The following is a 26,714-nucleotide window of genomic DNA, read 5'->3' as shown; positions in this document are numbered from 1 at the left end:
CGCGCCTATTTCTGGCGTCTGAGCTTCTCGGCCAAATCGGCCAGGGCTTTGCTTTTGCTTTCCAGTTGTTCGATCATTTCCTCCCGCGTCAGTTCGGGCTCGATCACGATCGGAACGGTGAACTTATTAGGCTGATCGCCGGCGGGAGGTGAGGGGAACCTGATTTCAGAGAACGCCCTCTTCACGGCCGTTCTTGTCTGATAGGTGCTATCCCTTATGTTTTTGACCTGAACGGCCTGCATCTTTCCCGCCGGGTCAACGCGGAAAGTAACAAGGAGCACCTGCTTCTTGTTCGTCCGCACGACCTTGAATTCCGGGCGGCCGGTTACGCCCGTCAAGGCTCGGGAAATTTCGCTTCGCCAGGCGGCCTGCGGGTTCGGGCGCTGTTCGGCAGCGGTGACATTCGCCGCCGGCGTCAACATCAGTAACAAGGCCGCAATCCAGCGCATGACAATCCCCCGGTGAACCATATATCATGATCGGATAAGTCATGTTTTTGAGGGTTGCAAGCAAAATCTCAGGTTGTTTTCAGTGTGGATTTTCTTGCGCCGACAATTTTTCGAAGGGCACATCCGGCCTGTCGACAGCCGCTTCAAGTATCGTGGCATATTCCGACTTTGGAATATCGATTGCCCCGAATGTCTTCAGATGTTCGGTCGTAAACTGCGTGTCGAGCAGCGTAAATCCCTGCTGCCGTAAACGCTCGACAAGATGCACGAGGCAAATCTTCGATGCATTGGTGCGGCGGGAAAACATGCTCTCGCCGAAGAAGGCAGCGCCCAACGAGACGCCGTAGAGCCCACCGACAAGCTCCTCGCCCTCCCACGCCTCGACGCTATGGGCGTGGCCGATCTGGTGCAACTCGGTATAGAGCCTGCGGATGGTGGCGTTGATCCAGGTGCTCGGCCTGTCCGGCGCTTCCGCCGCGCATCCGGCCATCACCGCTTCGAAGGCGGTGTTGAAGTGAATCTCGAAGGGCTTCCTGCGCATCGCCTTGGCGAGGCTTTTAGAAACGTGAAAACCATTGAGTGGGATGATTCCCCGAATTTCCGGCTCGACCCAGAAAAGCTCGGGATCGTCAGCTGAATCGGCCATTGGGAACAGGCCAGCGGAATAGGCGCGCAGCAGGATATCGACCGTTATGCCGTTATTTCTGCTGCGCCGCCCAACCATATCGTCTTAGTGAGACGCGTCACCGGCCAGATATTTTTCCAGCCAGTGAATGTCGTAATCGCCGTTCAGAATATCCTCGTTTTCGAGGAGGTCCTGGAAAAGCGGCAGCGTGGTCTTGATGCCGTCGACGACGAACTCGTCCAGCGCACGACGCAGGCGGCGAATGCACTCGTCACGGTCGCGGCCGTGAACGATCAGCTTGCCGATCATGCTGTCGTAATAGGGCGGGATCTTGTAGCCCTGATAGGCGCCCGAATCGACGCGCACGCCAAGGCCGCCCGGCGTATGGAAATAGGTCAGCGTGCCAGGCGAGGGAACGAAGGTGCGCGGGTCCTCGGCATTGATACGGCATTCGATGGCATGGCCATGGAATTCGATATCCGCCTGCGTGACCGACAGGCCCTGGCCGGAGGCAACCCTGATCTGTTCCTGCACGAGATCCATGCCGGTGATGGCTTCCGTGACCGGATGCTCCACCTGCAGACGGGTGTTCATTTCGATGAAATAGAACTCGCCGTTTTCATAGAGGAACTCGATGGTGCCGGCGCCGCGATATTTCAGCTTGCGCATGGCGCTCGCGCAGATTTCGCCGATCTTCATGCGCTGTTCGACGGTCAGAGCCGGCGAATTGGCTTCTTCCAGCACCTTCTGGTGACGGCGCTGCAACGAGCAATCGCGTTCGCCGAGGTGAACGGCATTGCCTTCGCCATCGCCGAAAACCTGCACTTCGATATGGCGCGGCTTGCCGAGGTATTTTTCCATGTAGACCGCGTCGTTGCCGAAGGCTGCCGCCGCTTCGGAGCGGGCCGTCGCAACGGCCTCTTCCAGATCGGCTTCGGTCTTCGCCACCTTCATGCCGCGGCCGCCGCCGCCCGCCGTCGCCTTGATGAGGACCGGGAAGCCGATCGTCCGGGCGATTTCAAGCGCGTTTTCAGGCTTCACTTCGCCATCGGAACCGGGAACCACGGGAATGCCGAGTTCCTGCGCCGTCTGCTTGGCGGTGATCTTGTCGCCCATGATGCGGATATGTTCGGCGGTCGGTCCAATGAAGGTGATGCCGTGCGCGTCGAGAATATCGGCGAACTTGGCGTTTTCCGACAGGAAGCCGTAACCGGGATGAACGGCGTCCGCACCGGTGATTTCGCAGGCCGCAACGATCTGGTGGATGTTGAGGTAGCTGTCACGCGAAGGCGGCGGGCCGATGCAGACGCTCTCGTCGGCAAGGCGCACATGCATGGCGTCCGCGTCGGCCGTGGAATGCACGGCCACCGTCGGAATGCCAAGCTCCTTGGCGGCACGCAGGACGCGTAGCGCGATCTCGCCGCGGTTGGCTATGAGGATCTTCGAAACCATGCTGAACCGCCTTTATTCGATGACCACGAGGGCTTCGCCATACTCCACGGGCTGAGCGTCGTTGACGACGATTTCCACGACCTTGCCGGACTTGGGAGCCGGGATCTGGTTCATGGTCTTCATGGCTTCGACGATGAGGATGGTCTGGCCTTCCTTGACGGTCGCGCCCACTTCGATGAAGGGACGTGCGCCCGGGGCAGGCGAAAGATAGACCGTGCCGACCATCGGCGAGGACACGGTGTTGGCCGGGTTACGGGCGGGTGCTGCGGCGGCTGCAGGGGCGGCCGGTGCTGCGATTGCCGGAGCGGCAGCGGGAGCTGCCGGCGCGGGCGCATAAGCGGCGGGCGCCGCAGCATAGACCGTGGCGGGAGCGGGAGCGGCGCGGGAGACGCGGATGCGCAGGTCTTCCTGCTCCACTTCGATTTCCGAAAGGTCGGTATCGTTGAGGATATTCGCGAGTTCGCGGATCAGTTCCTTGTCGATACCCTGTTTCTTTTCAGACATGACAAACCCTATTCTTTGTTTCTTTTTATGCCGTGATGTTTTTCAGCGCGTGAAGCGCCATGATGTATCCATATGGTCCGAAACCGCAGACCATGCCCTTTGCCGCGGGTGATACCATCGATTTGTGACGGAACTCTTCGCGGGCGTGGATGTTGGAAATGTGCACTTCCACGACGGGCGTGGAAATCGCGCGAATGGCGTCATGCAACGCGATGGATGTGTGGCTGTAGGCGCCGGGATTGATGACGACGCCTGCCGCCCGCTCGCCCGCCTCCTGCAACCAGTCCACCAGCACGCCTTCGTGGTTGGACTGGCGGAATTCCACTGCGAAACCGAGATCGGCACCGGCTTGAAGGCAATCATTCTCGATGTCCTTCAGCGTCTTGCCACCATAGATACCCGGTTCCCTTTTTCCCAGCATGTTGAGATTGGGGCCGTTGATGACGATGATGATGTTGCTCATTCACGTTTCCATAAGAAAATCAGCGACACCTATAGACTGCGCAGCGGTCAAGGAAAAGCCCCCGCAAGCCCGAAACCGGCCGCTTGGCAGGCATCTCACAGGGAATGCAGTGGCTTTTTTAGCAATCAGGAGCAGGTGGCTTTTCCACAGCTGCGCATATTGGCGATTTTTTCCTTCAGCGGGTCGGCGCCGACCGCACCGAAAACCGCCTCGTCGCCGACGATATAGGACGGCGTTCCGGTGATGCCGAGGCTGGTTGCCAGCTTGTAAGTTTCCTGCACCTGCTCGTCATTGGGGTTCTCCGCCATCGATTTGCGGATATCGGCTTCCTTGAGACCGAGCGAGGTCGCGACTTCCATGGCGCTGTCCTCATTCGCCCGTCCGCGGCCGCCGAGCAGCGTGCGCTGGAATTCGGGATACTTGGCCGGCGCAAGCAATTTCACGGCGTTGGAGACACGGTGGGCCGCAACCGATTCCGGTCCGAGGATAGGGAATTCCTTGAGGACGACACGCACCTTCTTGTCGCTCTTCAGAATATTGTCCATGTCGCCCATGGCGCGTTTGCAATAACCGCAATTGTAGTCGAAGAACTCGACCAGTGTGACATCGCCATCCGGGTTGCCGAGCGCCAGATCGAATTTCGATTCGAAGATGGCCTTCTTGTTGTCGGCGACGGCTTCCGCCGCCTTGGCGTTGCGCGCCGCATATTGCTTGCGCTCAAGCGCATCCTGAACCTCGAGCATGATTTCCGGGTTCTCGATCAGATATTGCTTGATGAACTCGCCCATTTCCTTCTTCTGCTGCTCGTCGAGCGCATGGGCGGGCAGGGAGGCGAATACCGTCGAAAGGGCCGTCACGCTGGCGAGAAGGGTGGAACGGAGAAAATGCGCCATATCGGTCCTCATTCTGTTCGGCCGGAGCCTCTTGAAATCTTATGAAGGCAATTACCTTACTTTAAGCCAAATGCCATACGGCAAAAATACTTGTCCGCATTATGATCGCATGATTGTGAAGATTGTGATTCTGCGGCAAGTCTCTGAAATACGGTTCAGGAAAGAGCATGCCCTTGATTACGATGTCGAAGCGGAGCGCAGTCGAACCCTTTCACGCCATGGACATCCTGGCGGAAGCGAATCGGCGCAGGCAGGCGGGCCGCCCCGTCATTTCCATGGCGGTCGGCCAGCCCTCCCATCCCGCACCCAAAGCCTCGCTTGCGGCGGCTGAGGCGGCGCTAAAGCATGGGCGGATCGGTTACACAGACGCGCTCGGCCTGCGTGAGCTGCGGGAGGCGATTGCCGGCCATTACCGGCTGCGCCACCAGGTCGCCATCGATCCGGCCCGCATCGCCGTGACGACGGGCTCGTCTGCGGCCTTCAATCTCGCTTTCCTCAGCCTTTTCGATGCGGGCGATTATGTCGCCATCGCAAGGCCCGGCTATCCGGCCTATCGCAATATTCTGAAGGCTCTCGGCCTCAATGTCGTGGAAGTGCCGGTCACCGCCGAAACCGGCTATACGCTGACGCCGGCAAGTCTGGAGCGGGCAGAAACGAAAGCCGGCTGCAAGCTGAAGGGCGTGCTTCTGGCAAGCCCGGCCAATCCAACCGGCACGGTTACCGGCCGCGAGGCGCTGAAGCGGCTCGCCAGCTATTGCGAAAGCCGCGACATGGCTTTCATTTCCGACGAGATCTATCACGGCCTTACCTTTGTCGGTGAAGAGACGAGCGCGCTCGAAATCACCGACAATGCCGTGATCATCAATTCCTTCTCCAAATATTATTGCATGACCGGCTGGCGCATCGGCTGGATGGTGCTGCCCGAAAATCTGGTCCGTCCCGTCGAGTGTCTGGCCCAGAGCCTTTATATTTCCGCGCCCGAACTGTCGCAGCTTGCGGCGACCGCAGCCTTTTCGGCGGCGGAGGAGCTGGATGTCTACCGGGAAAGCTATCGCACCAACCGCGATTTCCTGATGGCGCGCCTGCCGGAGATCGGCCTGCCGCTGGCATCCCCGATGGATGGCGCTTTTTACGCCTATGTCGATACCAGCCGCTTTTCCAATGACAGCATGGATTTTGCGAAACGCATGCTGGCGGAAATCGATGTGGCGGCGACGCCCGGCATGGATTTTGACCCCGAGGAAGGCCACAGGGCGCTGCGCATTTCCTATGCGGGTTCCGTGTCGGATATCGCCGAGGCCGTTGGACGTATCGCCGGCTGGCTGAAATAAGCCGGGATCATCCGATTAGGGAGATCAGGCGGGCGTGCAGCCGAAGGTGCTGTTGAACGCCTTTTCGCCCTTTGCAGTGAAGATGAGCACACGGCCGTTTCCGCGCCGCAGCCAGTCCCGCTGCTGCATGGCTTCGAGAAGCGATGCGCCAAGCCCGCCGCCGAGGTGATGACGGCGTTCGCTCCAGTCCAGGCAATGCAGGCAGACCGGGCGACGGGCCTTTTCGAGCGGCGAAAGGTCGATGCCGAAGCTTGAGAAGAAGTCGCGTCCGCTCTCCGTAAGGGCAGGATCATCACCTAACGTCACGAGCCCTTTCGCGGTGATGGCGGCAAGCAGCGCCACGCCGCTTTCCCCGGCCAGATGATCGTAGCAGATGCGCGCTTCCCGCAGCGCCTTGTCCTTCGGTCCCGTGCGGACGCGGACTGCGCCCGTGCGCTGGGCAAGACCCATCAACGCTTCCAGAACATGCGCCACATCCTCATCGGAAAGGCGGAAATAGCGGTGACGTCCCTGTTTTTCCGCTTTCAGGAGTTGCGCCTCGGAGAGCTTCGACAGATGCCCGCTCGCGGTCTGGAGGGTCACGCCGGCGGCTTCGGCAAGCTCGCTTGCGGTCAGCGCACGTCCGTCCATCAGCGCCGTCAGGATGTTGGCGCGGGCAGGGTCGCCGATCAGCGCGGCGACATTGGCGATCAGAGGTCCGTCTTTCATGCTTCGATGATAGCCGAAGCGTTGATGCAAGGCAATGGCGTAGAAGGGAGAGGCAAACCACGAGGAGACAAACGATGCTGACCTGTTTCATCCGCTACGAGATCGATCCTTTCAAGGTCGACGCCTTTGAACGATATGCCCGCACATGGGGTGAGGCGATACCGCGCTGCGGGGCTGATCTGATCGGCTATTACGCGCCGAAGGAAGGATCGAGCACCATTGCTTACGGTGTCTACAACATCGAAAATCTTGCCGCCTACGAAGCCTACAGGGCACGGCTCGCCGCCGATCCTGCGGGGCGGGAAAATTATGAATTCGCCCGCCGCGAACAGTTCATTCGCCGAGAGGACCGGCTTTTCCTGCGTCTCGCCTCCGCTCCGCATGCCGGGGGCGGATAATGATCGCCGTTATCTTCGAGGTCTGGCCTGCTGAAGGCGAGAAGCAGCATTATCTCGACATCGCGGCAGGCCTGCGGGCAGAACTGGAAACCATCGACGGCTTCCTGTCCGTCGAGCGGTTTCAAAGCATCGGCAATCCGGACAAGATGCTCTCTCTGTCCTTTTTCCGGGATGAAGAGGCGGTGAGGGCATGGCGCAACACCCTGCCGCATCGCGCCGCACAGTCGCTGGGCCGGTCCGGTGTTTTTTCCGATTACCGGCTGCGTATCGCGCAGGTGATCCGCGACTATGGCCTGGAGGAGAGGGAGGAAGCGCCGGCCGATAGCCGGAAAGCCCATCCGGCAGAGGGAACAGCTTAGGCTGACATTTCCAGCATCAGTTTTTCTGCATGCCGCTGCAAGGCTTTCTGGTTCGAACTCGCCTTTGAAACCCGTTATAGATGGGCAATGTGGTGCGAACACTTAGGATTGGACAAGGAGAAAAGCGATGTCGACGGAAAAAGTAGCGATTGTAACGGCAGGCGGCAGCGGCATGGGGGCTGCCGTGGCGAAACGTCTGGCCGCGGATGGCTACAAACTCGCAATCCTGTCCTCTTCTGGCAAGGGAGAGGCGCTGGCGCAGGAGCTGGGCGGAATCGGCGTCACCGGCTCCAACCAGTCCAATGACGATCTCCAGCGGCTCACGGATTTGACGCTCGAAAAATTCGGCCGCATCGATGTGCTGGTCAACAGCGCCGGCCATGGCCCGCGTGCCTCCATTCTCGATATTACCGACGAGCAATGGCACACCGGCCTCGATGTCTACCTCATGAACGTCATCCGCCCGACACGGATCGTCGCCCCTATCATGGTGAAACAGAAGGCGGGCGCCATCGTCAACATCTCTACCGCCTGGGCTTTCGAGCCGAGCAGCATGTTCCCGACATCCGCCGTGTTCCGCGCCGGCCTTGCCTCCTACACCAAGATTTTCGCCGATACCTATGCGGCCGACAATGTGCGCATGAACAATGTTCTGCCCGGCTGGATCGACAGCCTGCCGGCGACGGAGGAACGCCGAGAGAGCGTGCCGATGCAGCGTTACGGCAAGAGCGAGGAGATCGCCGCCACCGTGGCATTTCTCGCATCTGAGGGGGCAGGGTATATTACCGGTCAGAATATCCGCGTTGATGGCGGGCTGACGCGGTCTGTTTGACGGGTGGGCCTTTCCCACTCCTCATCCCTCTGACAAGCACAGGGATGAGGAAATGTCAGCGGCTCAAAAAAACGCCCTGTTCTTTGCGCCGATAAAAGAAAACGCCCGCAACATCGTTGCGGGCGTCTTTTATTGAGGATGTGGCTTCTCTCAGAAGAAGCCCTTGCGCTGCCACCAGCCGCCCTTGCGGGGCTTCGGCTCGTCGCCATCGGCGGGGGTGGAGGAACCGGAAGAGGTGACCACCGGCTCCGAGCTCGAAACATTGCTGCCCCGGTTCGCGCGGACCTTTTCTTCCGTTGCCGGTGCTTCCGCTTCCGAAGCCAGATCGACCGATGCCTCACCTGCTTCTTCAATCGCGACGTCGACGACGGTTTCCTCGACGATCACCGGCTCCACCGTTTCAACGGCTTCCGCCTTCGGCGCTTCCTCGGTTTCAGTCTTGGCCTTTGCCTTGCGGGTGCGCCTCGGCTTTTTCGGCACTTCGTCTTCCGCGACCTCGGCAACCGCACCTTCCACCACCTCGGCGGCGGTCGGCTCTTCGGTTACGGATGCTTCGGCGGAAGCCTCTTCGCTTTCACCTTCGGCTTCCGAGTCGGCAGCATCGAGCGCCTCGTCTTCCGCACGGTTGCGACGTCCGCCGCGCTTGCCGCGACGGCGGCGCTTGCGCTTGCCGTCCTCTTCGGAGGTTACCGCTTCCGCTGCACCGTTTTCGGTTTCAGCATCGGCCTCATCGGTTTCGACGCCATCGTCGTCACCTTCGGCATCATCGCCTTCCGCATCGCCGGACTGGGCGTCGAGCGCGCCGTTCTGCTCGCCCTGACCGCCCTTGCCGCGACGGCGGCGGCGACGCTTGCGCTTGCGCTTGCCTTCCTCGCCATTGTCGCCCTGCTGCTGCTGGCGTGGCTCGGTGCTCTGGGCCTTGACGATTTCTTCCTCGTCTTCGTCCTCTTCCACCTCGGCGACGAAATCGTCTTCCTCTTCCACGAAGTTCGGCAGCATCTGGATGAGGCTTTCGATCTTCACCGGATTTTCGACGGCTTCACCGCGATCTATGGCGAAATGCTGCGCACCGACGCCGGCGTCAGCAGCGATGATGATCGACACGCCGAAGCGGCCTTCATAATCGACGATCGTGCCGCGCTTGTGGTTGAGCAGGTAGAGCGCCGTTTCCGGCGTGCAGCGCACCGTGATGTTGTGGGTGGTGTTGCGCAGCAGATATTCCTCGACGCCGCGCAGCACATGCAGCGCGATGGAGGATTCCGAGCGAACATGGCCCGTGCCACCGCAGTGCTGGCAGACCTGCGTGGTCGATTCCAGCACCGAAGCGCGAATGCGCTGGCGCGACATTTCCAGGAGGCCGAAATGCGAGATGCGGCCGACCTGGATGCGGGCGCGGTCGTTCTTCAGGCAATCCTTGAGCTTCTTCTCGACAGCGCGGTTGTTGCGCTTTTCTTCCATGTCGATGAAGTCGATGACGACAAGACCGGCAAGGTCGCGCAGGCGCAGCTGGCGCGCCACTTCTTCCGCCGCCTCCAGGTTCGTCGTCAACGCGGTTTCCTCAATGGAATGCTCGCGGGTCGAACGGCCGGAGTTGACGTCGATGGAAACCAGCGCTTCCGTCTGGTTGATGATGAGATAACCGCCGGACTTCAGCGTCACCTGCGGCTGCAGCATGCGGTCGAGCTGGGCTTCGATACCGGAGCGCGAGAAGATCGGGTGAATGTCGCGGTAAGGCTGAACCACCTTGGCATGGCTCGGCATCAGCATCTTCATGAAGTCTTTCGCTTCACGGTAGCCGTCTTCGCCCGAAACGATGATCTCGCCGATATCCTTGTTGTAGAGGTCGCGGATCGAACGCTTGATGAGCGAACCTTCCTCGTAAACGAGGCATGGAGCTGTGGAATTCAGCGTCAGCGTGCGGACGTTTTCCCACAGGCGCATCAGATATTCGAAGTCGCGCTTGATTTCGACGCGGGTGCGGTTTGCGCCAGCGGTGCGCAGGATCACGCCCATGCCCTGCGGAACTTCCAGATCGCGCGCGATTTCCTTCAGGCGCTTGCGGTCGGTCGGCTGGGTGATCTTGCGGGAAATACCGCCGCCACGCGCCGTATTCGGCATCAGAACGGAATAACGGCCGGCGAGTGACAGGTAAGTGGTCAGCGCCGCACCCTTGTTGCCGCGCTCTTCCTTGGCCACCTGCACCAGAAGGATCTGGCGGCGCTTGATGACTTCCTGAATGCGATACTGCTTGCGCGGCTTGCGGGCGACGCGGTCCGGAACCTCTTCCATGGCGTCTTCGGCGCCGACGGATTCGATCACTTCCTTTTCGTGGTGATCGTCATCGTCGTCGTCATCATCGTCATTGCCGCGGCGAAGACCCTCGACTTCCTCGGAAATCGTATCGGTATCGACCATGGCGGCCATTTCGCCGCCGGTGCTGCCATCGTCTTCGGAAGACGCTTCGGCGGCCTCGGCCGCTGCGGCTTCTTCTTCCGCTGTCTTCTTCTTGGCGCGGGGGCGACGGGTGCGCTTCTTCGGCTTTTCTTCCTCTGCGGGCGCTTCTTCGGCTACGGCCTCGACGGCCGCTTCCCCGGAACCCTCTTCTGCGACAGGCGCAATCTCTTCCACGACGACCGTTTCAGTGGTTTCGCTGGCGGAAACAATGCCGACATCCGGCTGATCCACCTGCGAAAGGTCGATCATGGGGGCGCCGGGCTCGGGTGCATCAGCGGATTCGAAATCGTCGCTGCGGCGATGATCCTCGGCTTCCGCTTTCAGGAGGGCCTGACGGTCGGCAAGCGGAATCTGATAATAATCCGGATGGATTTCTGCAAAAGCGAGAAAGCCGTGGCGGTTTCCACCGTAATCCACGAAGGCCGCCTGAAGGGAAGGCTCAACGCGGGTGACCTTGGCAAGATAGATATTGCCGCGGATCTGTTTCTTGTGCTCCGATTCGAAATCGAATTCTTCGATCCGGTTCCCACGGACAACGACTACGCGTGTCTCCTCTTCGTGGGAGGCGTCGATAAGCATTTTGTCTGCCATGTAAGCTGTGCTCCTCGGCGCAGCCTTGTTTTATACGAGAACAGGCCCGCCACACGGACGAGCCTTTCATATGAGTGCAAGGATGTGCCGGAAATGAAGTCTCCTGCCGGGCGTCTGTAAACTGGCAGCATCCGGACCGACGGCGAGGCGCTTGGCCTGCTCCTGGTATCCGGTTCATGTGAAAACTGCTGCGACATCATTGGCCAGGCGGAACGACAATAATATATAGACCCCTTGGGATCCGATGAATTTGCTCTCCTCAGAGCGGCGGTGGCAGCGCCACCGGGTAGGTCTCCGGCCACGGCCGGAATTGATCGAGTTTCAGGATAAATGTAACGACGGCAGATGATTGCCCGATTTGCAGCGCCAGCGTCTTTTTCGATTGGCAGCCGGCGGGCATCTATCCCGTCAACACTTTTAACCCTCATCCGTGTTGTATGTTTTCTCTGTCATAATAGCAATAGGCTGGCTAAATATGCCATATTATTGGTGGAATTTCCGGGTTAACAATTGGTTCACCAAGGCCTGCGATTGTGGGGCGCAAACGCGCAAACTATCGTACGGCGTGGTTGAAACGGCACTGTTGCCGGCGTTTTTCCTCGCCGTTTATCGAAAATGACTGAAATACGGAATTTCTTGAAGACCATGAATTTCACGCGCAACGCAGCGATATTCGGTGGGAGAGGGCGGCTTGGCGCGCGAATCGCGCGGCTTGCGGCGGCCCTGGCATTTTCCGTCGCCGCCTCTGTTTCCGCCGCGCCGGCAGCCCATGCCGTGGAGCCGCTCGTCGTTCATCAGGCGCGGATCATCGGCGATGAGGCGCGCACGCGCATCGTTCTCGATTTCGCCGAAGAGCCGGAATTCGACGTTCACTATCTCGATTCGCCCGCCCGCATCGTCGTGGATTTTCCGGCGGTGAATTTCAGCTTTCCCGCATCCGACCTGAAGCCGACCGGTCTTTTTTCGGATATACGTTTCGGCAGCATGGGGCAGAACAGCGCTCGCATCGTGCTGACGGCGAAAAAACCGGTTCAGGTGGCGGTTGCCGAAACCAAAAAGACCGATAATGGCCAATCTTTCCATTTTGTGCTCGATACGGAAATCACCACCAAGGGCAAGTTCGCGGAACTGGTAAAGGATCAGCAGTGGCAGGCGCCGGCACCGGTGACGACTGCCGCGATCACGCCGGATGACAAGACGTCGCGGCCAGCGGAATTCGTCATCGCGGTCGATGCCGGCCATGGCGGCATCGACGCCGGCGCCACCGGCGGCACCACCGGCACCGAGGAAAAGGTCATCACGCTGACTTTCGCCAGGGAACTCGCCGAGCGGCTGAACCGCGAACCCGGTATCAAGGCTTTCCTGACGCGCGATTCAGATACCTTTCTCGCCTTGTCGGAACGGGTGACCATCGCCCGCCAGAACAATGCCAATCTCTTTATTTCCCTTCATGCGGATACGTTGAAGCAAAAGGGCATCCGGGGCGCGACCGTCTATACATTGTCGGACCGGGCATCGGACCGGCAGGCGCAGGAACTGGCGGAGCGCGAAAACAAGTCCGATCAGATCGCGGGTGTTGCCGCCTCCAGCGAGCCGCCGGAGGTCGCCGATATTCTTCTCGATTTCACCCGCCGTGAAACGCAGGCCTTTTCGGTGACGCTGGCTGAAAACATCGTCTCCTCCTTTGAGGGGCAGGTGGGGCTCATCAACAATCCGCACCGTTACGCCGGTTTCATGGTGCTGCGCGCCCATGATGTGCCGTCGGTGCTGCTGGAACTCGGTTTCCTCTCCAATCCGGAAGACGAAAAGCTGCTTCTCGATGGGGAATGGCGCAAGAAGGTGGCCGATACGCTGGCGACCGCCGTTGGGCGATACCGCGCCAAGGCCATGGCAAATGGCGGCTGAGAGGCCGGCCGGCGGAGCGGCAATGCTGTTGCCGCCCTGCCATTGACCGCCGAAAAGCTGTTCAATTCTTTGGTCTTGCGGACGATTACGAAGACGAAGCCCTATTTTACTCACATTCGCCGCGTTACTCGGGAAGCGGATTCGGTGGCGATCCGCAAAGCGTCCGCAGCGCGATTGCGGGCCTGCCGCCCGGTAACATATCAGCGAATGCTGCCGTATCCGGCTTGTCATCGAAGGTATGGTGTGCAAAACGGCACGCGATATGCAAGGATGCGCCCGTATATCGTCGGGCGTTGATGGTTACGATTCGAATTATCGGTAGCTTGGTATGATCAGACTGATTGGATATTTTTTCGGCTTGGCCAGCGTGCTCTTCCTGTGCGCCGCCGCCGCCGGTGCGATTTATTTGCACGGCGTGACGAAGGACCTGCCGGATTACGCAGTTCTGAGCACCTATGAGCCGCCGGTAACGACCCGCGTGCATGCCGGTAACGGTGCGCTGATGGCGGAATATGCCCATGAAAAGCGCCTGTTCCTGCCGATCCAGGCCATACCCGACCGTGTGAAGGCGGCCTTCCTTTCGGCGGAAGACAAGAATTTCTACAACCATCCGGGTGTGGATGTCTTCGGCCTTGGCCGCGCCATTCTCGTCAATATCCAAAATCTCGGCTCTGGCCGCCGTCCGGTCGGCGCCTCCACCATCACCCAGCAGGTGGCGAAGAACTTCCTTCTGACCAACGACCAGACCATTGACCGCAAGCTCAAGGAAGCCATTCTGTCCTTCCGTATCGAGCAGACCTATTCCAAGGACAAGATTCTCGAGCTTTATCTCAACGAGATTTTCTTCGGCCTGAATTCCTACGGCATTGCCGGCGCGGCGCTCACCTATTTCAACAAATCGGTGACGGAACTGACGATTGCGGAAACCGCCTATCTCGCATCGCTGCCGAAGGGGCCCGCCAATTACCATCCCATCCGCCGCGAAAAGGCGGCTCTTGAGCGCCGTGACTGGGTGATCGACCGCATGGCCGAAAACGGCTACATCACGGTCGCCGACGCCACGGACGCCAAAAAGCAGCCGCTTGGCGTCAATCTGCGTCGCGGTGGCGCGCATATCTTCGCATCCGATTATTTCGCCGAGGAAGTCCGTCGTCAGATCGTCGAGAAATATGGCGAGGAAGCGCTTCTCGAAGGCGGGCTCTCGGTCCGCACCTCTTTCGATCCGCAGATCCAGATGGAAGCACGCAAGGCGCTTCAGGACGGTCTGGTGCAATATGATGAGCGTCGCGGTTTCCGCGGACCCGTCGAAAAGATCGAGACTGCGGGTGACTGGACGGCGGCGCTCGCCAAGGTCAAGGGCCTGCGCGACGTTCCGGAATGGAAGGTCGCTGTGGTGCTTGCCGTCGCTGCCGATGGCGTCGATATCGGCGTGCAGCCGGATACGGAAACGGAAGATGGCGACAAGCGCACGCGCGGCCATATTTCCGCTGAAAATATGCGCTGGGCTTTCCGCGATGCGACCGGCAAGAAGGCCACCGCCAAGTCGCCGGTCGGTGTCCTCTCGGCCGGTGACGTGGTTTATGCGCAGCCGCTTGCCAATTCCGGCAATGAATACCGCCTGCGCCAGCCGCCGAAAGTGCAGGGCGGCATGGTGGTGATGGACCCGCATACCGGCCGTGTTCTGGCCATGGTCGGCGGCTTCTCCTATGCGCAGTCGGAATTCAACCGCTCGACGCAGGCGATGCGCCAGCCGGGTTCCTCATTCAAGCCGTTCATCTATGCGGCCGCGCTCGACAATGGTTATACCCCGGCATCGGTCATTCTCGATGCGCCGATTGAGGTCGTTTCCGGCAATCAGGTTTGGAAGCCGCAGAATTACGGCGGCGGTTCCGCCGGTCCGTCGACCTTGCGTCTCGGTATCGAGAAATCCCGTAACCTCATGACGGTGCGTCTGGCGCAGGACATGGGCATGAATCTGGTCGCGGAATATGCCGAACGCTTCGGCATCTACGACAAGATGCCGCCGCTTCTGTCCATGTCGCTCGGTTCGGGTGAAACGACCGTGATGCGTATGGTCTCGGCCTATTCGGTCATCGCCAATGGCGGCAAGCAGATCAAGCCGACGCTGATCGACCGCATTCAGGACCGCTACGGCAAGACGATCTTCCGGCATGAGGAGCGCGCCTGCGAAGGCTGCAACGCCACAAGCTGGCAGAACCAGGACGAGCCTGTCATCGTCGACAATCGCGAACAGGTTCTCGACCCGATGACCGCCTATCAGACGACTTCGATGCTGGAAGGCGTCGTGCAGCGCGGCACGGCGGCGGGCAAGATCAAGGTCGATCTGCCGGTTGCCGGCAAGACGGGCACCACCAACGATGAAAAGGATGCCTGGTTCGTCGGTTACACACCGGACATGGTCGCCGGCCTCTATATCGGTTTCGATTCGCCCGCACCTCTCGGCCGCGGCGGCACCGGCGGGTCGCTGTCCGCGCCGATCTTCGGCGAGTTCATCTCCGATGCGGCCAAGCACATGGAGCCGAGCAAGTTCATCGTGCCTGCCGGCATGAACTTCGTCGCCGTCAACCGCAAGACGGGCATGGCGGCGGTCGAGGGCGAGCCGGACACCATCATGGAAGCCTTCAAGCCCGGCACGGGTCCTGCTTCCACCTTCTCTGTCATCGGCGATGACGGATACATGTCGCAGGAAGACATTCTGAAGACCTCGCCGCAGGCGCAGCAGGCCATCACCGGCGGTGGCGGCGGTCTTTATTGATATCACTCCTGACGTTTGGCGGGCGCGCGGGTCTTTACATCCGCGCCCCCCGCATTTATTTGAGCAACGAGTTTCAATGAAGGTGAAGAACCAGCGAAATGCGCAATGAAATCGTGAACGTAGTCGACGAAATCAAGCAGGCCATAAGCCTGCTGAGGAGGCATCTTTGACTGGGACCAGGCGATAAGACGACTGGACTGGTTGAATAACAAGGCAGAGGACCCGACCCTCTGGAACGATGCCACTGAAGCCCAGAAGCTGATGCGCGAACGCCAGCAGCTGGATGACAGCATCAACGGCGTCAAGGCGCTGGAGCAGCAGCTCAAGGACAATATCGAGCTGATCGAACTCGGCGAAATGGAAGGCGATGACGAGATCGTCAAGGACGCCGAAGACGCATTGAAAGCATTGAAGAGCGAGGCGAACCGCCGTCAGGTGGAAGCCATGCTGTCAGGCGAAGCCGACACCAACGATACTTATCTCGAAGTGCATTCCGGCGCCGGCGGCACCGAAAGCCAGGACTGGGCGAACATGCTTCTGCGCATGTATACCCGCTGGGCCGACCGCGAAGGTTTCAAGGTCGAGGTGCTCGAAGTTCACGACGGCGAAGAAGCCGGCATCAAGTCCGCGACGATCCTCGTCAAGGGCCACAATGCCTTCGGCTGGCTGAAGACGGAATCGGGCGTGCATCGCCTCGTTCGTATTTCGCCCTATGACAGCAATGCGCGTCGCCACACATCGTTCTCTTCCGTCTGGGTTTACCCCGTCGTCGACGATTCGATCCAGATCGACATCAATGAGAGCGATTGCCGCATCGATACCTATCGTTCGTCCGGCGCGGGCGGCCAGCACGTCAACACCACCGACTCGGCCGTGCGTATCACGCATATTCCGACCGGTATTGCCGTCGCCTGCCAGCAGGAGCGTTCCCAGCACAAGAACCGCGCCAAGGCGTGGGACATGCTGCGCGCCCGCCTCTACGAGGTGGAACTGCAGAAGCGGGAAGAGGCGGCAAACGCCCAGGCTGCCTCCAAGACCGATATCGGCTGGGGTCACCAGATCCGCTCCTACGTTCTGCAGCCTTACCAGCTGGTCAAGGACCTGCGCACCGGCGTGGAAAGCACGGCACCCGGCAACGTGCTGGACGGCGACCTGAACGAATTCATGGAAGCCGCTCTTGCCCATCGCATCAGCGGTGGCGCGGATGTGGAAGTCGCGGATATCGACTGACGCGCCAAGTGCGTCGATTGAAAAAGATTACCCCTCGCAAACCCATCGCGAGGGGTTTTTCGTTGGAGGACAAGCATGAAACAGGCGCTCTATATCGTCGACGTCCAGCCAAGCTTCAATCCGCCGGCTGCGCTGGTGGCGGAAATATCCGCTCTCGCCCTGACAATGCCCAGCATCGCTACCGTCGAGCGTCATGATGAAAGCGTGACACCCTTTGAGCGGCAACTCGGCTGGAAACCGGGCAGGGACGACGAGTCGCTTGTTGCGGCAGATCGCGTTTTCATCAAACACGGTTATGCGCCACCCCGGGAGGTCATCGACCATCTTCTGTCGCTGAAACTCGACAGGGTGCTGGTCTGCGGCATTCAGGCCGATACCTGCGTGCTGGCCGCCGGTTTTGCCCTCTTCGATGCGGGGCTGCATCCCACGCTGTTGCCGTGGCTTACAGTGGGCTCCAGTCTCGACCGCAGCGGTGAACTCGGGGCGAGATTGTGGAAACATCATTTCGGTGCGGTTCTTGCCGGACCGGAGGCACTGCGAGCGTAACCTTGCCCGGCCCGCGCATCGGGCCGATCAGTTCGACGCTTTCTCGATCTTCATCTCGCCCAGCTCGTCGATCAGGATCGTCCAGCTTTCCGCTTCCTTGCTCATCGGGTCCGTCTTCAGGTAGACGGTCACGAACAGGCCGGGCGAGGCGGGTGCGCCATTCGAGCTTTCGGGACGAATATCCGTGACATAGGACTTCATCTGGCTGAATTCTTCCAGCTCGATATTGTCCAGGAGATTCGGCCCGTCGGCGGTAAAGACGATGCGCTGCAGGTAGATTTTCGCCGTGCCGTCGCTCTGGCGGATGGCGATGACCTTGTAATAGCCGCGTGTGGGCGAGGCAGGCGGCGGCCGCAGCTGTCCGTCCGGGCCTTTCACCGGCTCAAGATTGCGATCTTCCCACATGCCGCTGCTGACGACGAAGATTGCCGAGACCGGCAGCGCGTCAATCGCTTCCGTCTGCGCCCGCACGGGAAGCGCGGCGGCGGCGAAAAGAAAGGCAGCGAGGATAGGTCTTGTCAGTTGCATGGCCATTGTCGATTGTGGACGTCAATTGTTGAACTGTTCGGCGAGAACCCGGTCCGACCATGAACGATCCGGATCCGAGAGAATTCTGGCCGTCCTGTCCTGCGATTGTGCGATCCGAACGTGACGAACGGATTTCACCTCGGTGTGGTCGGCCACCGCATTCACCGGGCGCTTGTCGCGTTCGAGAACATGAATATCGACCGTTACCTTATTCGGCAAAAGCGCGCCGCGCCAGCGCCGCGGACGGAAAGCGCTGACGGGGGTGAGCGCAAGCAGCGGCGATTCCAGCGGCAGGATGGGTCCATGGGCGGAGAAATTGTAGGCTGTCGACCCTGCCGGGGTCGCCACCATCATGCCGTCGCAGATCAATTCTTCAAGCCGCACCTTGCCGTCCACCTCAACGCGAAGCTTGGCGGCCTGATGCGACTGGCGAAACAGGCTGACCTCGTTCATGGCAAGTGCCGTAAACTCGTCGCCGTCGGAATCCGTCGTCGTCATGCGCAGGGGATGGAAATCATTGCCGCTCGCCACCGCGATGCGCTCCAGCAGGCCGTCCACCCGGTAGTCATTCATCAGGAAGCCGACGGACCCACGGTTCATGCCATAGACCCGCTTGCCGGAATTCATCGTCTCGTTGAGAATCTGCAGCATGAAGCCATCGCCGCCGAGCGCGACGATCACCTCCGCCTCTTCGAACGGCGTATCGCCGTAAATGCCTTTCAGCTCTTTCAGCGCCGTCTGCGCCTCCTCGGTTGCGGAGGCGACGAAGGACAGTGAATAGGTAGAATGCGACATCCGCTTCCCTCAACAACGCGCGGACCGGAAACCGTCCACGCAAGGCGCTGTAACCCGTTGAAGCGGCTCGAAATCTTGAAACCTCGACAGGGAGGTCGATAACAAGCCGCCAGACGCATCCTTGGTACATGAAGACGGCGGCTGGCGACAAGGCCTTTCGAAGACGCAGGCGTTCCCTGACGGCGGACCGCACCGCTCCGGTCCACAGCTTCTTGATTTGCGCTCGCCGACAAGGGTTGCGATGCGGCACGGCCTGATGCAGTTTGCCAGGGCAGTCGGAATGACGAGTGGCAGGAGACGGATGTGGCGCTGAACTACGATATCTACGATGTCTTTACCGAGACGAAAATGGCGGGAAACCCGCTGGCGGTCATGTATGACGCCGATGATCTTCCCCAGGCCACGATGCAGGCAATCGCGCGGGAAATGAACCTCTCCGAGACGGTTTTCGTCAACCGATCCACCAACCCGGCGCATGCGGCCTCGCTGCGCATCTTCACGCCGTCGGGTGAATTGCCCTTCGCCGGCCATCCGACAGTCGGCGCGGCGGTGGCCATCGCCGAGCGAAATCGCGGCGAGGGCGATGACGATATCGATATGGTCTGCGTGCTGGAAGAGCAGGTGGGTCCGGTGCGTTGCGCGGTGAAGATGCGTGCCGGCGCGGTCAGCTTCGCGGAATTCGACCTGCCGCGCAAATCATCCCGCGTGGAACTACCGCTCGATCACACCGCGCTTGCCGATGCGTTGGGCGTCAGCGAAGGACATCTCGGCTTTGAAAACCATGTGCCGTCGATCTGGACGGCCGGGGTGCCGTTCCTGCTCGTACCCCTGCACAATATCGCCGCCATCAGGGATATGGATTTCGATGCCAATCTTTGGCTGCGCACCGCACCGCTGGTCGAAGGACGTCTGACGGCGGCCTATATCTACTGTCGCGGCGGCGTCAACCACGCTGCGAAGTTCCACGCCCGCATGTTCTCTCCGGATATGGGCATTTCGGAAGACCCTGCGACCGGTTCCGCCGCCGCCGCCCTTTCCGGCGCGATCCACCATTTCGACGGCCTGACCGACGGCCATTATCCGCTGCTCATCGAGCAGGGCGTGGAGATGGAACGACCGTCCCATATCCACCTGCGCATGGACATCAAGGACGGCGAAATCGCCCGCGCCCGCATCGGCGGCCACGCGGTGCGTGTTGCTTCGGGCACGTTCGAGATTTGATTTCAGCGTTACCCGCTCAGTTCGACGCCATCGAAGAGCGATAAAAGAAAAACCCCGGTCTTGACCGGGGTTTTGTCATTTCAGCGTCCGGCTCAGTTGAACCGGCCCGCCGCATGGGCAAGCATCGTATAGACCTTGCCGGTATCGGAGGTGAGGTAGGACTGTGTCACGGTCCGGTCGCGGTCGGTGCGGGCCACATCAGCGAGCAGCTTCTCGAAATCGGTGATGTAGCGATCCACGGCGGTGCGGAATTCCGCTTCCCGCTCATATTTGCGCTTGATTTCGTCGAAGGTCGTCTGACCCTTCAGCGTATAGAGGCGACGGGTGAAGACATCGCGCTCGCCGCGCTGGTAGCGCCGCCACAGCTCCACGGAAGCGTCGTGATCGATGGCGCGGGCGATGTCGACCGAGAGAGAGTTCAGCGATTCCACCATGTGGCGCGGATTGCGGGTGTCGGCCGCACGGGTCGGCTGCTGTTCCGCGCCGGCGCGTGGTGCGGACGCCGCTGGCGTTTCCTGTGATGCGCCGCGCAGCAAATCGCTGATCCAGCCGCCGCCTTCTTCGCGGCGTCCGGCCGGAGCACCCGGCTGGGCCGGGGCAGGCGCCTGACGGTTCTCGACCTGACGGTTTTCAAGCGGCAGGGTGCCGCGCAATGCGGCCGGTGCGGGAGCAGGCTGCGGCTGGGCCGGGCGCTGCTGCTGAACCGGAGCCGGGGCTGCCGGCTGCGGACGCGTCTCGACACGGCGCTCGGCCGCCGGTTGAGTTGCGGCGATGGCGCGGGCAACCGGCTCGGAGACTTCCATCTGGTGGGTCGAACGACCGACGAGCTGGGAAATATCCTGCAGAGCCTTGATTTGTTCGGAAACGGCGCGACGCATGGCGGCAGCGCTTTCCTTGGCTTCTTCCGGCAGGTCGAAGGCGCCGCGCTTCAGTTCCGCACGCGTCGCATCCAGTTCGCGGCGGATATCGTGGCTGGAGCGGCGGATTTCGTCCGTCGCGCCGGCGAAGCGGCTGACCGCTTCTTCCACGGCCTGACGCAGCGTCTCCTTGAGGCTGGCTGCGGCGGCATTCGATTTTTCCGAGGCGCTGCCGAGAAGATTGTCGACTTCCGAAAGCGAGGATTCGACACCGCCGCGCAGGCGGTTGACCAGCTCGTCGGAATATTTCTGCGCGTCGGACAGCGTGCTTTCAATCGAGCGGCTGGCATCCTGACCGGCCGACAGCAGGGCGCCCCGCATGGTCTGTGCCGCCGAGCGGGCGCGCTGTTCGGTCTCATCGAGCGAACGGCCGATATCGGAGAAGGAGGCCTGCAGATTGTCGCGCAGATTGCCGGCGACGTTCTGCGAACGCTCCTCGGCCTCGTTGAGCGTGGTTTCCACCACGCCGATGACGTTGCGCATGGCGCTTTCGATTTCCTCGGAACGCTTGACGAGGCCGACCGACAGGCTGCGCAGCGCGTCCTGGCGCTCCTCCAGCGTGCCGACGAGGCTCGACTGTGCGGCATTGAGGAGCTCGGAAGCCTGGCTCAGCACCTTCGAATGTTCCTCGAAACGGCCGACGATGCCGGCAACCTGCGCCAGCGTCTGGCCGGAAATATTCGACAGGCGGTCGATCTTTCCTTCTAGCAGACGGCTGGAGCTGGACACCATGTCGGCGGCCTGCGAGGCGGATTCGGAGAAGCGGGTCGCCGAGGCGTTCAATGCCTCGTCTGCCGCGCCGAAGCCCTGTGCGGCGCGCTCGACGGCGGAGTTGAAGTTGGTTGCCGACTGTTCGACGATTTCCGCCATGCTGTTATGGGTCTGCGACAGCATATCCGTGCTCTGGCGGGTGGCGGCCACCAGCTTGTTGGCCGCATCGCTGCCAGCGCGGGCATATTTGTCGATGCCCTGTTCGACGGCGTCCGCCATGGCCGTATGCGTCTCCGACAGCATGTCGGTGCTCTGGCGGGTGGCGGCGACGAGCTTGCTTGCCGCATCCGTTCCGGCAGCGGCGTAATCGCTGATCGCCTGTTCCACCATACCGACCATGCCGCTGTTGCTCTGCGACAGAAGATCCGCGCTTTGCTGGGCTGCGGAAACGATCTTTTCGGCGGCTTCGCGACCGATGGTGGCATATTCATCGACCACCGGCTTGGCTTTCTCCTCGATCAGGCGCGAAAGCTCGGCGGAGCGGCTGGCCAGCATCGAATTGAGTTCGCGGGTGCGGTTGTCCAGCGCCGAGCGGATGGATTCGCCGCGAGCATCGAGGGCGGATTCGACACCGGTGAGCGTCTCGGAAATGACGCCGACCTGAGAGCGGACGACGGCTTCAGCCTCGGCAACCTTGTTGACGATGATGTTGCCTGCCTCGGAGAAGGTTTGGGCCACGGCGGCGGCCTGACCGGAAAGACGCGTCTGGGCATCCGAAATGCGGTTGACGATCTCGCCGGAGCGTTCCTCGATGGCCTTGGTGAAGGCCTCGTTCTGCGCCTGCACCTGTTCGGCGAATTCCGAACCGGATTTGGCGAGAAGGGAGGTGGAGCGCACGGCTTCTTCGCCGATGCTCTGGGTGGCGGAGGTGACCGCGCCGCGCAGGCTGACGGCGAGATCGCTCGCCTTGCCTTCAATGGTGCGGTTAACGTTTTCAAGACCGATGGTCAATGCCCGGTCCATGGTGCCGAGGCGTTCATCGATACGGGCCGTGCCGGTATCGATGGTCTCTGCCAGACGGCTGGTCCGGTTTTCGAACGTGTCCGCGACACGCGTGGTCTGTTCGTCCAGAATACCGGTGATGCGCTCGGCTGCCTCGTCGCTGGTGCGGGCGAAGACGGCCGTCTTGTCTTCCAGCGCTTCAGCGAAGCGGCGGCCGGCATCTTCGATCGAGGTGTTTACATTGGCGAGATCGCCGCCGACGCGTGCCTGCAGCATATCGAGGGAGGTCTCGATACGGGCGCCGGTCTCATCGAGACGGGTGGTGACATTGCCGATGGAGGTCTCGATTTTCGAGGACAGGGCATCCGTCGCACCGCCGATTTCGCGGGCAGCCTCGCCGATCTTGACGGCGATGTCGCCGGCGCTGTTGCGCAGGCGCTCTTCCAGCGTCTGCGCGCTGCCGTCGATCGCTTTCTGCAGCGTTTCCTGCTGGGTTTCGAGCGACAGTTCGAGCATGCTGGCGCTGGAGGCGACCGTGGTGCCGATCATCATCGCCTGCTCGGAGAGCATGTCGCCCATCTGGGTCGTGGCGGAGCTGAGCGTCGCGGCAAGATCCGCCTGGCGCTGATCGAGCGCGGTGCGAATATCCTCATGCGATTGCGACAGATTGCTTTCGAGGCGGGACACGCCCTCTTCCACCGTCTGGGCAAAACGGGTGCTGCCGTCTTCGACAACGCTTTCGATGCGGTTGGCCGCGCCCGAGACGCTCTGCTCGATCAGGCCGCTATTGCGCTCCAGCGATCCGGCAATGCGTTCAGCCTGCGAACCGAGCATGGTTTCGAGCCGTTCGTGGCCGCTGGCAAGCGCGTTTTCAAGCGTGAATGCGGTGGCTTCGAGACGCTGGCCGACGCCGGCTGCGGCAAGCGAAAGCGACGATGCTCTGGCATCCATGGCCTCGGCGATACGCTCCTCGACGCCGGAAATCGCCATGTCGAGCGCCATGGTGCGGCTGTCGAGCGCGTCTGCGATGCGCTCCTCCGCACCGGAGACGATGCCCGAGAGGGCCGCAGTACGGCTGTCGAGCGCGCCGGCAATGCGGTCTTCGACGCCTGAAACGGCATTCTGCAGGGCTGTGGTGCGACCGTCGAGAATATCGGCGATCTTTTCCTCGACGCCGGAGAAGCTCATGTCGAGCGCCATGGTGCGGCTGTCGAGCACATCGGTGATCCGCTCTTCGGCGCCGGAAACGACGGTTTTCAGCGACTCGGTTCGGCTGTCGAGCGCCCCTGCGATGCGGGTCTCGGCGCCGGCCACCAGCTCGCCAAGGGCTGCGGTGCGGGTGTCGAGCGCTTCGGTGATTTTTTCTTCCGCGCCGGAGAATGCCATGTCGAGCGCCATGGTACGGCTGTCGAGCGCATCGGCGATGCGTTCTTCAGCACCGGAGACAACGGCGTTGAGGGCTGCGGTGCGGCCATCCAGCGTTTCCGCGATGCGGGTTTCAGCACCGGCGACCACGTCTCCGAAGGTTGCCGTGCGGCTGTCGAGCGCGCCGGCAATCTTTTCCTCAGCACTTGCGACAATGCCGGTAAGGGCAGAGGTGCGGTTGTCGAGCGTCTCGGAAAGTCTTTCCTCGACATTGGCAAAGGTCATGTCGAGCGACAGCGTGCGGCTGTCCATCGTGTCGGCGATGCGTTCCTCGACGCCGGAAATGGCGCTGGAAAGCGCGGCCGTGCGGCCGTCAAGCGTATCGGCAATACGGCTCTCCGCGCCGGAGACGACGTCATGCAGGGCGGCCGTGCGGCTTTCCAGCGTGTCGGAGATGCGGTCTTCGATGCCGGAAACCGCGCCGGTGATGGCTGCTGCCCTGGTTTCGAGCGTTTCGGCAAGACGGCGCTCGACATCGGCGACGACGTTGTTGATCGCGGCGGCACGTTCGTCGAGCATGGCGGCGAGACGTTCGGCCGTGCCGGAGACAGAGCCGGTAATCGCCATCGAACGGCTGGCGAGCGCTTCGTCGAAACGGTTCTGGCTGGCCGAAAGTGCGCCGAACAGGGCGTTGCTGCGTTCCGCCAGCACGGCGTCGATCTTCTCGTGCGAACTGGTGAAGGCATCGGTGATTTCGGCGGTACGCTGGCCGATTGCGTCACTGAAGGCCTGCGTCCGGCTTTCAAGGGCGCTTTCCAGCATTTCCTGACCCGTGCCGAGCGCGGTTGCGAGCGCCAGCGATTGATCGGTCATGGTGGTGCCGATGCGCTCCAGACCGGCGCTCAGCATGGTGTCTAGCGCTTCGGAGCCGCCGGCAACGGTCTCGTTGATCCGGGCGAGGCTTTCCATCAGCTTGCTGTCGAGGCTGCCGGCGCGCTGGTCGAAGGCGCTGGCGAACTGCGCCACATGCTCGTCGAAGGCAGAGTTGACCTGGCCGACCGTCGCCTGCATGCGCTCTTCATAGAGGCCGGAGCGAAGATCGAGATCCATGATCGCGTCGTCCGCCGTGCTCTGCAGGCTCTGGCGGAAGGAGAGACCCTTTTCTTCAAGTGTCGTGGACAGCTTGTCGAGAACGGTATCCAGCGAACCGCCGATGATCTGCTGGCCGCGATCGATATTGCGGTTGAGTTCGAGCGTGCGCGTGGACAGCGTTTCGTTGAGCTGGCGGGTGCGCTCTTCAAGCGCGCTGTTGAGGCTTTCCGCACCGCTATCCAGCGTCGATGCATGGATCGCGAAACGCTCGAGCAGGACTTCACCGCGCTCATCCAGCGTCGAGGTGAGGTTGTGCAGGCGCATGTCGAATTCGTTGGACAGCGTCGCGCCGGAGGAATTCAGCGCCTGAAGCAGGTTTTCGGTCTTGGCGGCGATCAGGCTGCCCATCGCTTCGGTCGAGGCGCGCGATTTTTCCAAGAGCGCGGCCGAGCGGGTGTCGATCATCGAGGCGAAAGCCTCGCCGGTCGTGGCGATCCGCATCGAAAGCTCTTCACCGACGATGGAAAGCTCTTCCTTGATCTGTTCCTGCGCACCGACGATGGAGGAGCGGATACGCTCGGCATGATTGACGATGGCGTCGCGCTCGGCGGTCAGTTCCTGCACGAGGCTGCGCACGCGCAGTTCATTGTCGGCATAGCTGCGCTCAAGCGCGTTGACCTCGGAATGAACGAGGGTTTCGAGTTCCGTCGCGCGGGCGATTGTGCGCTCGATGCCGTCATTCATGGCCGAGACTTCACGGCGAACCGCCTGGCCGACGGACATGATGCGGTCGGACGCGACCGTTTCCGGCTCGGCAAGGCGAAGGGCGACTTCGGCCATGGAGCGGGCGGCGTTGCGCAGATCGCGAGCGCGCGCCATCATGATCGCAAAGGCGAAGAACAGCATGATGGGAACGAGGATACCGACGACGATCGCCATCAGGCCGGGGATCGCGGTGAGATCGGCCAGCGAGGCGATGTTCCACAGCGCGTTGCCATAAAGAAGATGTGCGATGCCAAGACCGCCGAGCGCCCAGATGACCGACATGATCGTGGCGTTGCGAAGCGCGCCGCCGATGGAGCCGCCTTCCAGCGATTTCAGGATCATGGCCGGGCTGCGCTTGGAACCGTCATTGGCCGCTTCGAGATTGGGCGATCTGGGCGTCTGTTCGGCGGGCGCGCGGGCGGCCTCGGGAGCAGGGGTCTGTCTGCTTGCTTCCTTCAATCTGGCCTCCGGCTGCTTCGGCGCTGCAGTTTTCCGCGTCTCCGGCTTTTCTTCGAAAGCGCCAAGCTGCAGGGCGTCTTCCAACGCCTGAAATGCAGTCTCGTCGACAGAGTCGCTGATCTTGTTATTCGCCATGCGGTTACGCCTCGTTACACATACGCCCGGCTTCATGCCGTTGACCACTTGCGTTCCGCAAGCGGACTGCCGCCATCATGCCAGCGGAACATTATCCCTTGAAGAGAGAACAATTCCGCCATTTACCAAATCCCGAAATGCTGGTGGTCCAGCTTTCGGGCGAAATTACATCACTGTGCCGCAATAACAAAGCTTGAGCTTAAGCCTC

Annotated in this window: 20 protein-coding genes; 9 read left to right on the top strand and 11 right to left on the bottom strand. The window is 61.1% G+C overall.

Annotated features, from left to right (window positions below):
* Positions 1-5: 5 nt before the first annotated feature.
* From ACIK7D_RS01355 to ACIK7D_RS01330, 6 genes are all read right to left on the bottom strand, one after another.
* Entirely contained in the window at positions 6-449 is a 444-nt protein-coding gene (locus tag ACIK7D_RS01355) for a hypothetical protein (RefSeq protein ID WP_223215620.1), read from the bottom strand.
* A 79-nt stretch (positions 450-528) separates the two neighbouring features.
* Positions 529-1,173, bottom strand: a complete 645-nt coding sequence (gene aat, locus ACIK7D_RS01350; RefSeq protein WP_400155457.1) for a leucyl/phenylalanyl-tRNA--protein transferase — start codon at positions 1,171-1,173, stop codon at positions 529-531.
* A gap of 6 nt (positions 1,174-1,179) precedes the next feature.
* On the bottom strand, positions 1,180-2,526 hold the full coding sequence (accC, locus tag ACIK7D_RS01345; RefSeq protein ID WP_080817145.1) for an acetyl-CoA carboxylase biotin carboxylase subunit: 1,347 nt from the start codon (positions 2,524-2,526) through the stop codon (positions 1,180-1,182).
* A gap of 12 nt (positions 2,527-2,538) precedes the next feature.
* Entirely contained in the window at positions 2,539-3,030 is a 492-nt protein-coding gene (accB, locus tag ACIK7D_RS01340; RefSeq protein WP_137003401.1) for an acetyl-CoA carboxylase biotin carboxyl carrier protein, read from the bottom strand.
* A gap of 25 nt (positions 3,031-3,055) precedes the next feature.
* The gene (gene aroQ / locus ACIK7D_RS01335; RefSeq protein WP_077982408.1) at positions 3,056-3,493 is read right to left on the bottom strand and encodes a type II 3-dehydroquinate dehydratase; all 438 of its coding nucleotides are present in this window, start codon (positions 3,491-3,493) and stop codon (positions 3,056-3,058) included.
* A 125-nt stretch (positions 3,494-3,618) separates the two neighbouring features.
* A complete protein-coding gene (locus ACIK7D_RS01330; RefSeq protein ID WP_003521455.1) occupies positions 3,619-4,386 on the bottom strand; it encodes a DsbA family protein in 768 nt (255 codons plus the stop codon).
* Between the two features lie 173 nt (positions 4,387-4,559).
* Here ACIK7D_RS01330 and ACIK7D_RS01325 point away from each other — a divergent pair, with 173 nt between their 5' ends.
* A complete protein-coding gene (locus ACIK7D_RS01325) occupies positions 4,560-5,717 on the top strand; it encodes a pyridoxal phosphate-dependent aminotransferase (RefSeq protein WP_003521454.1) in 1,158 nt (385 codons plus the stop codon).
* 24 nt (positions 5,718-5,741) lie between these two features.
* Here ACIK7D_RS01325 and ACIK7D_RS01320 read toward each other — a convergent pair whose 3' ends face one another.
* Positions 5,742-6,425 (bottom strand): ArsR/SmtB family transcription factor, encoded by a 684-nt coding sequence (locus ACIK7D_RS01320; RefSeq protein WP_400155456.1) that lies wholly within the window; start codon positions 6,423-6,425, stop codon positions 5,742-5,744.
* Positions 6,426-6,499: 74 nt separating this feature from the next.
* Between ACIK7D_RS01320 and ACIK7D_RS01315 the strand changes: the two genes are divergently transcribed.
* From ACIK7D_RS01315 to ACIK7D_RS01305, 3 genes are all read left to right on the top strand, one after another.
* A complete protein-coding gene (locus tag ACIK7D_RS01315) occupies positions 6,500-6,823 on the top strand; it encodes an NIPSNAP family protein (protein ID WP_400155455.1) in 324 nt (107 codons plus the stop codon).
* Complete coding sequence (locus tag ACIK7D_RS01310; protein WP_400155454.1) at positions 6,823-7,182, top strand: antibiotic biosynthesis monooxygenase family protein; 360 nt, start codon at positions 6,823-6,825, stop codon at positions 7,180-7,182. Before ACIK7D_RS01315 ends, ACIK7D_RS01310 begins: the two co-directional genes overlap by 1 nt.
* Before the next feature lie 127 nt (positions 7,183-7,309).
* Positions 7,310-8,014 carry an SDR family oxidoreductase gene (locus ACIK7D_RS01305; protein WP_003521448.1) on the top strand — a complete coding sequence of 235 codons (705 nt, stop codon included), beginning with the start codon at positions 7,310-7,312 and terminating at the stop codon, positions 8,012-8,014.
* 150 nt (positions 8,015-8,164) lie between these two features.
* On the opposite strand, the gene ACIK7D_RS01300 is transcribed toward ACIK7D_RS01305, so the two are convergent.
* The gene (locus tag ACIK7D_RS01300; RefSeq protein WP_400155453.1) at positions 8,165-11,059 is read right to left on the bottom strand and encodes an Rne/Rng family ribonuclease; all 2,895 of its coding nucleotides are present in this window, start codon (positions 11,057-11,059) and stop codon (positions 8,165-8,167) included.
* A gap of 645 nt (positions 11,060-11,704) precedes the next feature.
* On the opposite strand from ACIK7D_RS01300, the gene ACIK7D_RS01295 reads away from it, so the two are divergent.
* The 4 genes from ACIK7D_RS01295 to ACIK7D_RS01280 all read left to right on the top strand — a co-directional run bounded on the left by ACIK7D_RS01295 (position 11,705) and on the right by ACIK7D_RS01280 (position 17,516).
* Positions 11,705-12,964 (top strand): N-acetylmuramoyl-L-alanine amidase, encoded by a 1,260-nt coding sequence (locus ACIK7D_RS01295; protein WP_174024935.1) that lies wholly within the window; start codon positions 11,705-11,707, stop codon positions 12,962-12,964.
* A 328-nt stretch (positions 12,965-13,292) separates the two neighbouring features.
* Positions 13,293-15,740 (top strand): penicillin-binding protein 1A, encoded by a 2,448-nt coding sequence (locus tag ACIK7D_RS01290; protein ID WP_080817138.1) that lies wholly within the window; start codon positions 13,293-13,295, stop codon positions 15,738-15,740.
* Between the two features lie 98 nt (positions 15,741-15,838).
* A protein-coding gene (gene prfB / locus ACIK7D_RS01285) for a peptide chain release factor 2 (RefSeq protein WP_161987956.1) occupies positions 15,839-16,970 on the top strand; the annotation gives its coding sequence in 2 pieces (ribosomal slippage) (positions 15,839-15,907 and positions 15,909-16,970; 1,131 coding nt in all).
* A gap of 75 nt (positions 16,971-17,045) precedes the next feature.
* Entirely contained in the window at positions 17,046-17,516 is a 471-nt protein-coding gene (locus ACIK7D_RS01280) for a hydrolase (protein WP_400155452.1), read from the top strand.
* Positions 17,517-17,543: 27 nt separating this feature from the next.
* Here ACIK7D_RS01280 and ACIK7D_RS01275 read toward each other — a convergent pair whose 3' ends face one another.
* On the bottom strand, positions 17,544-18,044 hold the full coding sequence (locus ACIK7D_RS01275; RefSeq protein WP_400155451.1) for a hypothetical protein: 501 nt from the start codon (positions 18,042-18,044) through the stop codon (positions 17,544-17,546).
* Positions 18,045-18,065: 21 nt separating this feature from the next.
* Positions 18,066-18,839 carry an NAD kinase gene (locus ACIK7D_RS01270; RefSeq protein ID WP_020810264.1) on the bottom strand — a complete coding sequence of 258 codons (774 nt, stop codon included), beginning with the start codon at positions 18,837-18,839 and terminating at the stop codon, positions 18,066-18,068.
* Between the two features lie 303 nt (positions 18,840-19,142).
* On the opposite strand from ACIK7D_RS01270, the gene ACIK7D_RS01265 reads away from it, so the two are divergent.
* Positions 19,143-20,060 (top strand): PhzF family phenazine biosynthesis protein, encoded by a 918-nt coding sequence (locus ACIK7D_RS01265; protein ID WP_080817136.1) that lies wholly within the window; start codon positions 19,143-19,145, stop codon positions 20,058-20,060.
* 92 nt (positions 20,061-20,152) lie between these two features.
* Here ACIK7D_RS01265 and ACIK7D_RS01260 read toward each other — a convergent pair whose 3' ends face one another.
* Positions 20,153-26,506, bottom strand: a complete 6,354-nt coding sequence (locus ACIK7D_RS01260) for a hypothetical protein (RefSeq protein ID WP_400155450.1) — start codon at positions 26,504-26,506, stop codon at positions 20,153-20,155.
* Positions 26,507-26,714: the final 208 nt, after the last annotated feature.

This window comes from Agrobacterium sp. P15N1-A, assembly GCF_044626815.1.
In the GTDB taxonomy this organism is placed as follows: domain Bacteria; phylum Pseudomonadota; class Alphaproteobacteria; order Rhizobiales; family Rhizobiaceae; genus Agrobacterium; species Agrobacterium leguminum.
The sequence above is the reverse complement of the archived record's forward strand: the minus strand, read 5'-3'. Positions and strand labels throughout refer to the sequence as shown.

Coding starts and splice junctions, on each gene's coding strand:
- ACIK7D_RS01355 (WP_223215620.1), bottom strand. CDS start 449: ATGCGCTGGATTGCGGCCTTGTTACTGATGTTGACGCCGGCGGCGAAT.
- aat (WP_400155457.1), bottom strand. CDS start 1,173: ATGGTTGGGCGGCGCAGCAGAAATAACGGCATAACGGTCGATATCCTG.
- accC (WP_080817145.1), bottom strand. CDS start 2,526: ATGGTTTCGAAGATCCTCATAGCCAACCGCGGCGAGATCGCGCTACGC.
- accB (WP_137003401.1), bottom strand. CDS start 3,030: ATGTCTGAAAAGAAACAGGGTATCGACAAGGAACTGATCCGCGAACTC.
- aroQ (WP_077982408.1), bottom strand. CDS start 3,493: ATGAGCAACATCATCATCGTCATCAACGGCCCCAATCTCAACATGCTG.
- ACIK7D_RS01330 (WP_003521455.1), bottom strand. CDS start 4,386: ATGGCGCATTTTCTCCGTTCCACCCTTCTCGCCAGCGTGACGGCCCTT.
- ACIK7D_RS01320 (WP_400155456.1), bottom strand. CDS start 6,425: ATGAAAGACGGACCTCTGATCGCCAATGTCGCCGCGCTGATCGGCGAC.
- ACIK7D_RS01315 (WP_400155455.1), top strand. CDS start 6,500: ATGCTGACCTGTTTCATCCGCTACGAGATCGATCCTTTCAAGGTCGAC.
- ACIK7D_RS01310 (WP_400155454.1), top strand. CDS start 6,823: ATGATCGCCGTTATCTTCGAGGTCTGGCCTGCTGAAGGCGAGAAGCAG.
- ACIK7D_RS01305 (WP_003521448.1), top strand. CDS start 7,310: ATGTCGACGGAAAAAGTAGCGATTGTAACGGCAGGCGGCAGCGGCATG.
- ACIK7D_RS01300 (WP_400155453.1), bottom strand. CDS start 11,059: ATGGCAGACAAAATGCTTATCGACGCCTCCCACGAAGAGGAGACACGC.
- ACIK7D_RS01295 (WP_174024935.1), top strand. CDS start 11,705: ATGAATTTCACGCGCAACGCAGCGATATTCGGTGGGAGAGGGCGGCTT.
- ACIK7D_RS01290 (WP_080817138.1), top strand. CDS start 13,293: ATGATCAGACTGATTGGATATTTTTTCGGCTTGGCCAGCGTGCTCTTC.
- ACIK7D_RS01280 (WP_400155452.1), top strand. CDS start 17,046: ATGAAACAGGCGCTCTATATCGTCGACGTCCAGCCAAGCTTCAATCCG.
- ACIK7D_RS01275 (WP_400155451.1), bottom strand. CDS start 18,044: ATGCAACTGACAAGACCTATCCTCGCTGCCTTTCTTTTCGCCGCCGCC.
- ACIK7D_RS01270 (WP_020810264.1), bottom strand. CDS start 18,839: ATGTCGCATTCTACCTATTCACTGTCCTTCGTCGCCTCCGCAACCGAG.
- ACIK7D_RS01260 (WP_400155450.1), bottom strand. CDS start 26,506: ATGGCGAATAACAAGATCAGCGACTCTGTCGACGAGACTGCATTTCAG.